This is a genomic window from Avibacterium endocarditidis, assembly GCF_965138825.1.
Lineage (GTDB): Bacteria > Pseudomonadota > Gammaproteobacteria > Enterobacterales > Pasteurellaceae > Avibacterium > Avibacterium endocarditidis.
On record NZ_CBCSDH010000013.1, the window covers coordinates 22,121 to 35,637 of the forward strand.

General features: G+C 41.8%; 15 protein-coding genes and 1 pseudogene. 9 read left to right on the top strand and 7 right to left on the bottom strand.

What is annotated here, in order from left to right:
• Positions 1–15 precede the first annotated feature (15 nt).
• Positions 16–315 carry a DUF4298 domain-containing protein gene (locus ACNAV8_RS08475; protein ID WP_039162333.1) on the top strand — a complete coding sequence of 100 codons (300 nt, stop codon included), beginning with the start codon at positions 16–18 and terminating at the stop codon, positions 313–315.
• Positions 316–434: 119 nt separating this feature from the next.
• Here the strand turns inward: ACNAV8_RS08475 and ACNAV8_RS08480 are convergent, their stop codons facing one another.
• From ACNAV8_RS08480 to ACNAV8_RS08495, 4 genes are all read right to left on the bottom strand, one after another.
• Positions 435–1,136 carry a putative quinol monooxygenase gene (locus ACNAV8_RS08480; protein ID WP_103855295.1) on the bottom strand — a complete coding sequence of 234 codons (702 nt, stop codon included), beginning with the start codon at positions 1,134–1,136 and terminating at the stop codon, positions 435–437.
• A 65-nt stretch (positions 1,137–1,201) separates the two neighbouring features.
• Positions 1,202–1,951: an SDR family oxidoreductase gene (locus ACNAV8_RS08485; protein WP_103855296.1), complete on the bottom strand. Its 750-nt coding sequence runs from the start codon at positions 1,949–1,951 to the stop codon at positions 1,202–1,204.
• A gap of 140 nt (positions 1,952–2,091) precedes the next feature.
• On the bottom strand, positions 2,092–2,379 hold the full coding sequence (locus ACNAV8_RS08490) for a YciI family protein (protein ID WP_103855297.1): 288 nt from the start codon (positions 2,377–2,379) through the stop codon (positions 2,092–2,094).
• 12 nt (positions 2,380–2,391) lie between these two features.
• Entirely contained in the window at positions 2,392–2,949 is a 558-nt protein-coding gene (locus tag ACNAV8_RS08495) for an NAD(P)H-dependent oxidoreductase (RefSeq protein WP_103855298.1), read from the bottom strand.
• A gap of 107 nt (positions 2,950–3,056) precedes the next feature.
• Here ACNAV8_RS08495 and ACNAV8_RS08500 point away from each other — a divergent pair, with 107 nt between their 5' ends.
• The 4 genes and pseudogenes from ACNAV8_RS08500 to tnpA all read left to right on the top strand — a co-directional run.
• Positions 3,057–3,962: a LysR family transcriptional regulator gene (locus ACNAV8_RS08500; protein ID WP_103855299.1), complete on the top strand. Its 906-nt coding sequence runs from the start codon at positions 3,057–3,059 to the stop codon at positions 3,960–3,962.
• A 131-nt stretch (positions 3,963–4,093) separates the two neighbouring features.
• Complete coding sequence (locus tag ACNAV8_RS08505) at positions 4,094–4,483, top strand: RidA family protein (protein ID WP_103854125.1); 390 nt, start codon at positions 4,094–4,096, stop codon at positions 4,481–4,483.
• Positions 4,484–4,725: 242 nt separating this feature from the next.
• Positions 4,726–4,852: transposase (locus ACNAV8_RS08510; protein ID WP_415777575.1), on the top strand; the 127-nt coding region annotated here is incomplete at its 3' end.
• 22 nt (positions 4,853–4,874) lie between these two features.
• A pseudogene (tnpA, locus tag ACNAV8_RS08515) lies at positions 4,875–5,126 on the top strand (IS200/IS605 family transposase); the annotation flags it as partial.
• A 131-nt stretch (positions 5,127–5,257) separates the two neighbouring features.
• Here the strand turns inward: tnpA and ACNAV8_RS08520 are convergent.
• The gene (locus tag ACNAV8_RS08520; protein ID WP_103854130.1) at positions 5,258–5,869 is read right to left on the bottom strand and encodes a LysE/ArgO family amino acid transporter; all 612 of its coding nucleotides are present in this window, start codon (positions 5,867–5,869) and stop codon (positions 5,258–5,260) included.
• A gap of 153 nt (positions 5,870–6,022) precedes the next feature.
• On the opposite strand from ACNAV8_RS08520, the gene rpe reads away from it, so the two are divergent.
• The 4 genes from rpe to ACNAV8_RS08540 all read left to right on the top strand — a co-directional run bounded on the left by rpe (position 6,023) and on the right by ACNAV8_RS08540 (position 9,170).
• Positions 6,023–6,697: a ribulose-phosphate 3-epimerase gene (gene rpe, locus ACNAV8_RS08525; protein ID WP_103855253.1), complete on the top strand. Its 675-nt coding sequence runs from the start codon at positions 6,023–6,025 to the stop codon at positions 6,695–6,697.
• On the top strand, positions 6,697–7,371 hold the full coding sequence (locus tag ACNAV8_RS08530; RefSeq protein WP_103855252.1) for a phosphoglycolate phosphatase: 675 nt from the start codon (positions 6,697–6,699) through the stop codon (positions 7,369–7,371). The genes rpe and ACNAV8_RS08530 overlap by 1 nt, the downstream gene beginning before the upstream one ends.
• Positions 7,372–7,394: 23 nt before the next feature.
• Complete coding sequence (gene trpS / locus ACNAV8_RS08535) at positions 7,395–8,396, top strand: tryptophan--tRNA ligase (RefSeq protein ID WP_103855251.1); 1,002 nt, start codon at positions 7,395–7,397, stop codon at positions 8,394–8,396.
• 141 nt (positions 8,397–8,537) lie between these two features.
• Positions 8,538–9,170 carry a hypothetical protein gene (locus ACNAV8_RS08540; protein WP_103855250.1) on the top strand — a complete coding sequence of 211 codons (633 nt, stop codon included), beginning with the start codon at positions 8,538–8,540 and terminating at the stop codon, positions 9,168–9,170.
• 119 nt (positions 9,171–9,289) lie between these two features.
• Here the strand turns inward: ACNAV8_RS08540 and ACNAV8_RS08545 are convergent, their stop codons facing one another.
• Positions 9,290–11,752 carry an autotransporter outer membrane beta-barrel domain-containing protein gene (locus ACNAV8_RS08545; protein ID WP_415777569.1) on the bottom strand — a complete coding sequence of 821 codons (2,463 nt, stop codon included), beginning with the start codon at positions 11,750–11,752 and terminating at the stop codon, positions 9,290–9,292.
• A gap of 158 nt (positions 11,753–11,910) precedes the next feature.
• On the bottom strand, positions 11,911–13,419 hold the full coding sequence (gene glpK, locus ACNAV8_RS08550; protein ID WP_103854131.1) for a glycerol kinase GlpK: 1,509 nt from the start codon (positions 13,417–13,419) through the stop codon (positions 11,911–11,913).
• Positions 13,420–13,517 lie beyond the last annotated feature (98 nt).

The window sequence follows — 13,517 nt, forward strand, 5'->3', positions numbered from 1 at the left end:
ACTTAAGGAATTCTTATGACATCAGAAGATCTTCAACACCTACAAAATCAATACAATCAACTGGTTGATTTAATCGACGTTTTTCAAAAAGACATCGCCAAATGGCAACAAGCCGCCCATCTTGCCAAAACGCTTCAAACCTTTTATTCCTCTCAACAATGGCTCGCATTACACGAAAAAATGGCGGACTTTCCCATTGAAACGAATAATCACTATCACGTTTTATCTGAAGACGGTATTTATGACACTTTCACCGAATTGAGCCAATTAGCCAATAAAATGAAAGTTATTTTAGAAGATCTCAATCATTTTTAAACATAAATAATTGCAGGATGGATTACAAAATCCAAGCATATCGCTCTATCTTTATTTGCTCTTCTGTATTGAATAATGGCTAAAAATCTTGTGGAAAATACCTATTTTCAGGCAGCCACCTATCTCGCCGTCCAACTCACCCCGCCTTGATTGCCAAGATACAGCGGTTGAACGGTTCGATAATCTTTGCTTTCCAGCATTGCCGCGGTGTCTTTGAGGTAAGCTTGGAAATGGGGTGTTTGGCGGTGGGCTTGGTAGGCGGCATCATCGGCGTAGATTTCAAAAAACAGCCATTTGTTGGGTTGATTTTGATAGGTGGCGGCATACATTGCCAGTACGCCGTTTTCGGTTTCGAGTGATTGTGCCATTTCTTGGCTGACGATGCGTTTAAAGTCGGCGTTGTGTTGCGGTTTCACTTCCACCATCACCAAATTGGTGCGATAGGGCGCGGTGGCTTGCACTTTTTTGTCGCCTAAAAATTGTGGCACAAGCGGGGTGAACACTTTGTGGTCGGTCAAAATGGTGGGCGACTGGGCTAAAAAGGCTTGGTATTGTGGCGATTCGCGGTGGGTTTGGTATGCCGCATCATCGGCATAGATTTCGATCATATATGCCATATCGGGCTGTTCGCTCGGCTGCACGGCATACATCGCCAGTGTGCCTTTTTCGTTTTTGAGGGAGGTTTGGATATTGTATTCGGCGACTTTTTCATAATCGGCGTTTTGGCCTTCGGCAATGCCAAGTTCAAAGAAGTTCATGATGGGGGCTGCCTGAACGCTGAGGCTGGCTGAAAGGGCAAATGCGGTCATGATTTTTTTCATGGTTTTTCCTCAAAAAGACGGCGGAAAACGCATGCTTTCCGCCGTCTTTCGTGCGATTGATTGAATTACCAAGGCTGGGTGGTTGGGCCAATGGTGATTTCGCTGATGTCGGTGTCTTCTGGCTGGCTTAGAGCAAACAGCACGGCATTGGCGACACGGTCGGCAGGGATTTCGTACGTGTCGTACAGTTCACGATAGCCTTTGGAAACCTGTTCGTTGGTGATGCCTGCGACCAATTCTGACTGCACGGCGGCAGGATAGAGGGTGGTGGTGCGGATATGGGTGCCCGCTTGGGCGGATTCCATCCGCAAGGCTTCCATGATGGCTTTTACTGCCCATTTGGTGCCGCAATATACCGCCGCGCCTGCATAGACTTTCAGCCCTGCCACTGATGAGGTGCTGAGAATATGCCCTGATTTTTGTGCCTCAAAAGTGGGCAAGACGGCGGCAATGCCGTTCAATACGCCTTTGATGTTCACGTCCACCATGGCATTCCAATTGCCGGTTTCCAATGCGGAAAGCGGCGAGCTGGGCATGAGGCCTGCGTTGAGGAAGATGGCATCGACTTTGCCGAAACGGTCTTTGGCAAGCTGTACAAGGGCTTGATTGTCTTCGGCTTTGACTACGTCCGTCACGCGGTAAGCGGCTTCACCGCCGTTTTGCGCGATTTTGTCGGCAATGGCTTTGAGCTTGTCTTCACGGCGCGCGCCCAAGACGATTTTTGCGCCTGCTGCTGCCAGTTTATAGGCGGTGGCTTCGCCAATACCTGATGATGCGCCTGTGATGATGACGACTTTATCTTGAATATTTTGCATTTTTTGCTCCTATTTTGCGAGAGAGAAAGATTTGACCAAATGTTAAGTGCGGGCAAATTTTATGAGATTTTTATTTCTTTTTTTCAGACGGCATAAGCATTTGATAAGGCCGTCTGAAAGCTTGTTTGGCGTGATTTCGCTTAATTTGCCATTTCTATTAAATCATTTGCGATAAATTTGGCAGCAAACTCACGAACCTGATAATCCGCTAACTGTTTATGGAAATACACGTCTTCCGCCAGAATCGCTTGCAAAGCGGCTTCATTTTCCACTTGGACGATAATCAAACCGCCTTTGTGATCTGCGTATGGGCCAAATAGCAGGAATACGCCCGCTTCCGCATACTTTTTCAGCCAAGCTCGATGCTCTTCTAACAAGGCATTCACGGTGTTATTTGTGGGATCTAATGAAATTTGTACTAAAAACATACCGCACTTTCCTTAATCTTGAATGGTTTTAACTAAGCGTGTTGCGTGATCAAGGGCTTTCTCACGCACTGCTGCAAGCTGTTCCGCAGTGCTGACATTCGGAATTATCATCATTCCATTGGAATACACAGGCGGTAGCCACTGCATTTGGCAAAGGTTCGCAAGCTGTTGAAATGCGGGTAAAAATTGTTCTACTGTGTGATGCATTGCACCGTCAGGCTGATATTGCTCCGCCGCTGCGCCCGTGGTGAAAGAGATAAGCAATTTTTTGCCCGCCAATTTGCCGCCCGTGCTGCCGTGCGCAAAGCCATACACAAACACATCGTCCACCCATTTTTTCAACAGTGCAGGATAGCTATACCAATAAAAAGGGAACTGCAACACGATTGTGTCCGCATTGAGCAAGCGGTTCTGCTCCGCCGCCACATCAATTTGGTAATTTGGATAAACCAAGTCCAAACGCACTATTTCGGCTTGTGGCAAGGCTTTTTCGAGTTGAGCGAGAATTTCACGATTCGCCACAGAATGCTCTAAATCGGGGTGTCCTGAAATAATTAATACTGAGTTCATTTTTGTTCCTTATTGCGTTCTGAATGAATTTGATGCGTAGTATAGACTTGCGCCATTGATTAAACTAGACTAACAATAACTAAAACAGAATTAGGTAAAAACTAACAATGGATAGCTCAACCTACCAACAACTGCGTATTTTCCACGCCATTGCCCGTGCTGGCAGCATCAGCGAAGCGGCTCGCACATTGGGAATGACCACACCTTCTGCTAGTCAGGCATTGAAATTGCTGGAACAAAAAATGGATATGCCACTGTTTTGGCGAAACACTCGGCGTGTGGTGCTAACGGATGCGGGACAACGATTGTTGAACCAAACGGGTTCATTAATGGCACAGCTGGAACACAGCTTTGACGCGCTGATCATCGAAGAACACGAACCCGCAGGCTTGGTGAAAATCACCCTTTCGCGTTTTGCGTACCGTTTGATTATTCAGCCTTATTTAGCCGAATTTAACCAGCGTTATCCGCATATTTGCTTGGACATTTCCGTCTATGACGGTACGGTGGATTTGGTACAAGCAGGCTATGATTTGGGCATTCGCTTTGGCGATAAAATTGATGAAAATATGGTAGCGCGTCAATTACTGCCATCTTTCCAAGAGGGGCTATATGTTTCCAAAAATTACCTGCAACAATATGGCGAACCGCAAAGAGATAACCTGCATCAACACCGACTGATCGGCTATCGCTTCATCACCACAGGACAAATCCTGCCGCTGATTTTGGAACAAGGCGGCGAAAGCGCAAGCGTGGAAATGCCTACGCCAATCATCTGCAACGACATCGACACCATCGCAGACGGCGTGCGCGCTGGCTTGGGCATCGGGCGTTTATTCACGTCCATTCATCAGCAATTGCCCGATAAAAACGACTTTATCCCTGTATTAACCGACTATTGGCGCAATTATCCACCTGTTTATTTGTATTACCCACAAGCCAGCCAAAAGATTAAACGCGTAGCGGCGGTGATTGATTTTTTGGTGGGGAAAATGGTGTGTAAGGGGACATGAAGAAGATTTTTGATACCAAAATATCAAATATAATGGGAGATTAATCTCCCATTATAAATAGATTTTCCTTTCAGTTTTCGGCAAGATTGCATAGAATAAAACCATCTTTTCATTCAATAAAAGGAAATAAAATGACAAAAATTATTCATACCGAAAAAGCGCCAGTGGCGATTGGGCCCTATGTACAAGCGGTGGATTTAGGCAATTTAGTGCTAACTTCTGGGCAAATTCCGGTAAATCCTGCAACAGGTGAAGTGCCGGTGGATATTGTGGCTCAAGCACGCCAATCTTTAGAAAATGTGAAAGCTATTATTGAACAAGCGGGTTTAACTGTGGCTGATATTGTGAAAACGACAGTTTTTGTTAAAGACTTGAATGATTTTGCTACAGTAAATGCAGAATATGAACGTTTCTTTAAAGAAAATAATCACCCTAATTTCCCTGCGCGTTCTTGCGTAGAAGTGGCTCGATTGCCAAAAGATGTGGGTTTAGAGATTGAAGCGATTGCCGTAAGAAAATAATCCCTCCCAAATAAGGGCGAATGCTATCGCCCTTTTTCATTATAGCTAGACAAAGTCTAGCTATAAAACCATACGCTATGCGTATGGAATCAAAAAGCTTAAGCGGTGAACAGAATAAAAAAGTCCTCCTATAATGAATAAGGCAGACAACCAAAATTCAGAATATAGGAGGATAAGTCATGGCAAGTAAATCCAATGACGATTGAAGTCTATCACATACAAGATGGAACTGTAAGTATCATATTGTCTTTATTCCGAAGTATAGAAGAAAGGCAATTTATGGAAAATTACGAGTAGATATAGGCGGTATTTTAAGGCAGTTATGTACTTACAAAAATGTAGAAATCCTAGAAGCACATGCGATGAAAGNTCATATTCATATGTTAGTCANGATCCCCCCGAAATTGGCAGTATCGAGTTTTATGGGTTATCTGAAAGGGAAGTCATCGCTAATGATATTCGAAAGACATGCGAATTTAAAATATAAGTATGGAAGTCGGAATTTTTGGGCGAAAGGGTATTATTAAGTACAGTGGGTCTAAATACGAAGGTAGTAGAAGAATATATCAGGAATCAAGAGAAGGAAGATATGATTTCAGATAGTTTATCGAAGAAAGAATATGTAGACCCCTTTAAGGGGTAATCCATAGAGTTATTGTGCGGTTGTCAGTTTTTCACATGCCCCTTGAGGGGCATGTGAAGTCCTAGGCCCTTATAGGGTAGCCTAAAAACCGCACGTTTTACGTGCGGATTGTTATTTTTGTTCTTTCTATTTTATGCCAAAGCATATTTAATCAAGCTAAAGGCAATAAACCACATAATGATCCCAGTTGAGCAATCCAACAAACGCCAAGTGATTGCTTTTTGGAAAAAGGGGATCAGCAATCTTGCGCCATAGCCCACACTGAAAAACCATAATCCTGACGCGGAAATCGTGCCGATTAGAAACGCGGTTTTATGCTCAATACTTAAGGTGCCAGCAATACCGCCTACGATAACAATGGTATCCAAGTAAACGTGTGGATTAAGAAAAGTGAGTGCGAGGGCGATCGCCACCGTTCTTTTAAGGGATAAGCTTGCCCCTTGTTCTAAGGCGAGCGCGGTGTTGTTGCGATAAGCGGAAAGGAAAGCGCGGCCACCATAAACCAGCAAAAATAATCCCCCCACTAAGGCTAATACCACACTGGCGATTTTTTCTTGGCTGATGAAATGCCCTAAACCAAACACGCCAAGGGAAAATAACAAGCAATCACAGAGAAAAAATAGTACACAAAGCACGAAAACGTGCTGTTTGAGCAAGCCTTGTTTAAGTAAAAATGTGTTTTGTGCGCCAATGGTGGCGATAAGCCCAAAGCACATTAAAAAGCCTTGTAGATAAAATTCCATTGCTTTCCCTTTGTGATCCCCTAATGATTCAAAATGGCGATTATAAAAGCCACAGGTGAAAATAATCAATCGCAAAGGGCAAATTTCCTTAAACTTTGCCTTATTAAGTAGTACACTATCGACACTTATTTTCAGCCTATTTAGAGGGATAAAATGAAACCTTTTTTAATTGCGCCATCTATTTTATCAGCGGATTTAGCCCGCTTGGGCGAAGACGTGGAAAACGTGCTAAAGTGCGGTGCAGATTTAATTCATTTTGATGTAATGGATAATCATTATGTGCCGAATTTAACCTTTGGCCCTGCGGTATGCAAAGCCCTGCGTGATTATGGCATTAACGCGCCCATTGATGTGCATTTAATGGTGAAACCGGTGGATCGTTTAATCCCTGATTTTGCCAAAGCTGGGGCGAATTACATCACTTTCCACCCTGAAACCACAGAGCATATTGATCGCTCATTGCAACTTATTCGTGATAATGGCTGTAAAGCAGGCTTAGTGTTTAATCCCGCTACGCCACTGAGCTATTTGGATTATGTGATGGATAAAGTGGATATGATCTTGCTGATGTCGGTAAACCCAGGATTTGGCGGTCAGTCTTTTATTCCTGCGACGTTGGAAAAATTAAAACAAGCTCGCCAACGCATTGATGAAAGCGGTTTGGATATTCGTTTGGAAGTCGATGGTGGGGTGAAAGTAAACAATATTGCGGAAATTGCACGCGCAGGGGCGGATACCTTTGTGGCTGGATCAGCAATTTTCGATCAACCAGATTATCAAAAAGTGATTGACGAAATGCGTCAAGAATTAAGTAAGGTAAGCAAATAATGGCATCACAATTTAAACTGATTGGTTTCGATTTAGACGGCACGCTAGTAAACAGCCTGCCTGATTTAGCGCTTTCCGTGAATTCTGCATTAAGTGAAGTGGATTTACCACCAGCCCCTGAAGAATTGGTGCTAACTTGGATCGGCAATGGCGCGGGCGTATTGATTGGACGCGCATTGGAATGGGCTGCTGCACAAACAGGCAAAACATTAAGTGCGGTAGAAATTGAGCAAGTAAAAACCCGCTTTAATTTTTATTATGGCGAAAATCTGTGTAATCTCAGCCGTTTATATCCTAATGTGAAAGAAACGCTGACTGAGTTAAAAGCGCGTGGCTTTATTTTAGCCGTGGTAACCAATAAGCCAACGCAACACGTTCTCCCTGTGCTAAAAGCCTTTGGTATTGATCATTTATTTAGCGAAACCTTGGGCGGGCAATCCTTACCGCAAATCAAACCACACCCTGCGCCATTGTATTACTTATGCGGTAAATTCGGCTTATACCCAAAACAAATTTTATTTGTGGGTGATTCAAGAAATGACATCATTGCCGCCACTTCCGCAGGCTGCCCTGTGGTGGGATTAACCTACGGCTACAACTATAATATTCCTATTGCAGAAGCGCACCCTGATTGGGTTTTTGATGATTTCGCGCAAATTCTGCAAATTGTTTAATATGAATTAAAAAGGATATAACAATGACCAAACCTATCGTATTTAGTGGCGTTCAGCCTTCTGGTGAATTGACTATTGGTAACTACCTTGGCGCGTTACGCCAATGGGTGAAAATGCAAGATGATTATGAATGCCTGTTTTGTATCGTGGATCAACACGCCATCACAGTGCGTCAAGATCCGCAAAAATTACATTCTGCTACCCTTGATGTGCTAGCGTTGTATTTAGCTTGCGGCATTGATCCTGAAAAAAGCACGATTTTTATTCAATCGCACGTTCCAGAACACGCTCAGCTTGCGTGGGTGCTAAATTGTTACACCTATTTTGGCGAAATGGGGCGTATGACCCAATTTAAGGATAAATCCGCACGCCACGCCGAAAATGTGAATGTTGGATTATTTACCTATCCTGTTTTAATGGCAGCAGATATTTTGCTTTACCAAACCAATCAAGTGCCAGTGGGGGAAGATCAAAAACAACATTTAGAAATCACCCGTGATATTGCACAGCGCTTCAACGCGCTTTATGGCGAACATTTTGCCATTCCAGAAGTATTTATTCCGAAAGCGGGCGCACGCGTGATGTCATTACTTGAGCCAGAGAAAAAAATGTCGAAATCAGACGAAAATCGCAACAACGTGATTGGTCTATTAGAAGATCCAAAATCTGTGGTGAAAAAAATTAAACGTGCGGTAACGGATTCTGATGAGCCACCTGTAATTCGTTATGACGTAAAAAATAAAGCGGGCGTGTCTAACTTGTTAGATATTTTGGCGGGGATTACTGGCAAAAGCATTGCCGAATTAGAAGCAGAATTTGAAGGCAAAATGTACGGTCATTTAAAAACCGCCGTTGCCGATGAAGTGTCTGCAATGCTCACCCAGTTGCAGGAACGCTACCACCATTTCCGTAATGATGAAGCTTTATTGCATAAAATCGCTGCCGAAGGGGCGAAAAAAGCACAAGCACGCGCGAAAGCCACATTAGATGCGGTGTACAAAGCTATCGGTTTTGTTGCCCTTTAATACTTATCGCGATTTTATTTTAATCATAAATTAGGCGAAAAATTCGCCTAATTTTCACCGCACTTTCTTTTGTAATGAACTATTGTTTCGCAATGCAATCTAAATAAACACTTCATTTAATTAGTATTAGAAGGAATTTTAATGAAACGATTCAAAGTGCTTTTGCTTAGCTTGTTTGCTTTGCCTAATGCGTGGGCAAATTTAGATACCAATATCAAATACAGCTCAAATTATTTAATGCCTGCTTATGTGCATTTTAACGCCAACGGATCGCAATATCGCGTTGATGCTAAGATCAATATTCCGCTGTATAACATTGAATTTAAATCCGTTGGGACACAAAGCAAAACGGATTTTAAAATGACCAATTACCAAGATGTGCGTAATGGTAAGCCTTATGCCAAAACGATCATAAAAGGTAATGAAATTGCTTATGGTAAAGTGAAAAACGGTTTGAAAAGCGAGCCACTTGAAATGCCAACCTTTGATTTATTCACTGTGGCGTTCCAGCTTAGCTATTACGATAAATTGCCACAAAATTTCCAAATTACTAACGGCAAAAAATTGTATCCAATGAAAAATGTATTGGTGAAAAAAAGCGAACGAAAAGTAACGCGAGATAATCAATCGCACACCGAAATCACCTATCAATTCCGCACGGGTGAAAAATCTTTTGTAGTGAAAAAATACGCAGGCGAACAATTCCCGCGCTATATTTCCTACGATAAAGATGGGGATCACTATGAATTGACCTTTAGTGAGTTTGTGAAATAAGGCTTAATATATTTCGTACTAAAAAGGCAACGTTCAAGTAAATATTAATACGTTGCCTTTTCTCTTATATGCGGTTTAAAAATTTAATAAAAAAGCACCGCACTTTTATTTTTAGCTCATTACCATTGATAGCTATACCCCAAATTTAGCTGTACATTCTCTCTATAACGGCTTCCCATTTGATTTTTCACTGATACATCGAAAGAACCCAATGTGGTTTGCAGTGCTGTACCTAATTCAAACTGAGCGCGGTTGCCGAATGATTGAATATCGGCTTTATGTTGATTGATAACAATATCGCTTGAGCCAAAATCATTTAGCCAATAAATTCCGGCATAAGGTTTTAGGCTAAGCGATGAAAATGCAATATTTCCCATAAATTGAGCGCCCAATTTGCTGCGATAAGTTGTGTTACCATTGAATTTGGTTGCCGATATGCTCGCTTGTGGCACAACACTCCAATTAGCAGACATTGGCAATTTAATGCCTGTACCAAGGCGTAAGCTATGCGCATTGAAGCTTTGTTTATCAACTTCATCACCACTTAAGCGTAAGCGGTTGTAGCTGTAATCAGCATCAAGGAATAAGCCATTTTGCCACTGCATTCCGCCATAAATACCGATATGGTTGCCTTTGATTTTCGCGCTGCCATAATCTTTGTCGAAATCAATTTTGCCTTGGCCAAGCCCCGTATAAAGCCCTGCATAGTAATAGGTATCTTGATTGACAAAATGCGTATCATAACCAACGCTCAGCAAATGATTACGCTGTTTAAAGCCAGATGTGTTGGCTAAGAGTGTTTGATAAGAATCCACTTCGCTCCAATTATTGCTATTTTGCACCCAGAATCCGGTTAAGCGTTCCGTGTTATGCAAGAATCCAACGCGTTCGCTTACTGTTTCCCCTTGTGTATATAAATAAGCGCGCGCCGCCTGTTGGATTGAAATCACATTATTGGCATATTGACTAAATGTTCTCGCCCCCTCATCATCGCCTTGCGGTTGCGGTTCTTCAGTATCGGCTGATTTTCCTTTATGTGCCAATACCCAGTTATTATTATCTTTCGCTAATTCATAGCGATAAATTCCTGCATCGACATAAGGTTTATCTTTTAAGCTGAATGTTCCATCACCTGAATTGGTTTTCACTAAAATGACTTTGCCATTTTCTTTTTTCGGTTCGTTGCGAGAGTTTCGTACTTGTAAACGATGATCACCTGTTACGCTACCTTTGACAATAATTTGATCAGCTTTTTCAGAAGCGAGATCGGAATTTAGAATAAATTCACCGTTGCCCGATAAATCTTGGTTAATTGTTAAGGTGTGGAATGCAGAATCTGGCTCAAACTCAACGGTTGAATTATTGACGCTGAGATTATCTAAGGTGCTATCTCCTTTAAATTTCCAATGGCTATTGCCATTTAAGGTTAAATCCACCGTGCCGTGTTCGTAATTAGGGTTAATATAGCTAACACCTTGCAATTTTGCGCCTTGATCGGCTTGGATTTTTAGGGATAGGTTGTTGGTGATTTCAGGAGCATCAGGTTCTTCTTCTCTAATCATATCAATGATATGCTGATCATTAATATTAATTAATCGATCTGCTTTAATTTCACCACCATTAATTTGAAGATCAATGGCATCTTTTCTTGCATTCTCAGTAATATAATGAAAGAAAGTACCAGCTGAAATACGGTTATCTTTAAAGGTCATTTTAGAAACTAATAGCTTAGTTTCATCCCCCCGTGTTGGACCTTCTAAATCAAGAACTTTGCTTTTATTATTTAAAGAAATTTGGCTATTCGTTAAATTCAAAGTAATTTGATCTTCAACTTCTTTGGAAAGACTAAACGCAAATTGCCCATCTTGATTTCCTGTTATTGATAAATTATTCCCTTTAAAATTTATCCCTCCAAAATTTGATATTGCATTTGCTCTATCTGCATTCATCAAAATAGATAAATTATCTAGCTGAATATTGGAATTATAGGCATTGATCCCCTCGCTGCCATAACCATTTAAAATAATTTTTCCCCCTTTTGCGATTAAATCTCCTCGATGCAGATTAATTGCTATACCGCCGTACTCATCTTCTCCATTAATTTGCTCAATGCTTGAACCAACTGTCAATGTTACGCCTTGTTCAATCACTCCCGTATCACCTTGCCCAAGCCCAAGAATAGCACTGCCCTCACTAGGATAACGATCTAAAGTGGCGAATACCCCCTCTTTTAAAGTAATACGATTTTTCTTAGAAATATCCATTACCATAAATAGTGAACCACCAACCTTCTCTCCATCTTTATTTATTCCATTAGAAGTTACAGCTCTATTTTTATAATTTCCTTTTAGAACGGTAATATTGAAGGCTTTATCATCAGAAGGAAATTCTCCTTCTAATAAAAGACGCGTATTTTCTCTTGAAAATTGAGGTTCGTAAATTTGATAAGCACTAGATTTAGAAATATGAGTCGTAAAATTACAACCATACCCATTAGAACAAGTCAAATCAATCGCATTCGCTTGTGAATAGCAGGCAACTAATATTGCCCCTAAAGTAAGTTTTGGTGAAAATTTTTTCATTGGTTTATCCTTAGCTTATGATAAAAAATAATCGTGTTTGCATAAATAAGCCTGCTTATAGTACCACAAAAGATAGGGCTATATAAAAATTCCATTGCGTAAAAGAGCCATATAAAAAGTGCGGTGATTTTTCACCGCACTTTTTCTAACAAGGAATATTAATCTTCATCTTTTTCCCATTCTAATGCACGTTTCACGGCTTTTTTCCAGCCTTTGTAACGTTTAATGCGTTTGGCTTCATCGTCATCAGGCAGAAAAGTGCGTTCAACATCGGCTTTATCACGCAATTCGTCTAAATCTTTCCAGAATCCTGTGGCAAGCCCTGCAAGATAAGCGGCGCCTAGTGCGGTAACTTCTTTCACCACGGGGCGTTCAACTGGGGTATTGAGAATATCAGCTTGGAATTGCATTAGGAAATTATTAGCGGTTGCGCCGCCGTCCACACGTAAGGATTTAAGTTTTTCCCCTGAATCGGATTGCATTGCCTCTAACACATCACGAGTTTGATAGGCGATAGATTCAAGGGTAGCGCGCACAATGTGGTTGCGGTTTGCGCCACGAGATAGGCCTAAAATTGCACCTCGGGCGTAAGGATCCCAATAAGGCGCGCCTAAACCAGTAAAGGCGGGAACAACATAAACACCGTTACAATCAGGCACTTTCTGTGCGAAATATTCGCTGTCGAAACTATCGTGAACAATTTTAAGTTCATCACGCAACCACTGAATTGATGCACCACCCATAAAAATTGAGCCTTCTAAAGCATATTCAGGCTCGCCTTTGGCATTACAAGCAATGGTGGTGAGCAAGCCATTTTGCGATTGTACGGCTTTATCGCCCGTGTGCATTAACATAAAGCAGCCTGTACCATAGGTATTTTTAGCTTGCCCTGCGTGAACGCAAAGATGTCCATAAAGAGCGGCTTGCTGGTCGCCTGCAATACCCGCCACTGGAATACGCACTCCGCCTTTTCCGCCGATATTGGTTTGTCCGTAGATTTCCGAAGAATTACGCACTTCAGGTAGCATTGATTTTGGAATGTCCAAAATTTCGAGCATTTTGTCATCCCATTGTTTGGTATGAATGTTAAATAACATTGTGCGAGAAGCATTGGTGTAATCCGTAACGTGTACGCGTCCCTGGGTGAGTTTCCACACAAGCCAAGTATCCACCGTACCAAAAAGCAATTCGCCACGTTCAGCTTTTTCTCTTGCTCCTTCTACATTATCCAAAATCCATTTCACTTTAGTACCAGAAAAGTAAGGATCTACCACCAATCCTGTGGTTTTACGAATATAATCTTCGTGGCCGTCTGCTTTGAGTTTATCGGTAATATCCGCAGTACGGCGACATTGCCACACAATGGCATTGTAAACAGGTTTGCCGCTTTCTTTTTCCCATACGATAGTAGTTTCACGTTGATTCGTGATCCCTATCGCGGCAATGCTATCAGAAGAAATGCCGGCTTTCGCCACCACTTCGTTTAAGGTGGAACTTTGTGTTGCCCAAATTTCCATTGGATTATGCTCTACCCAGCCTGCTTGTGGGTAAATTTGGGTAAATTCACGCTGCGCAATTTCAACAACATTGGCATTATGATCGAGCAATACCGCTCTGGAACTGGTTGTGCCTTGATCTAAAGCGATAATATATTTTTTCTCTGTCATAATCGATCCTCTTTTGTCTGTTAGATAAGTAAAATGTTGCACCTTTTTACTCACGAGAACATTAGTTTTGAGCTAAAACGAAAGAATTACCTGAAAGA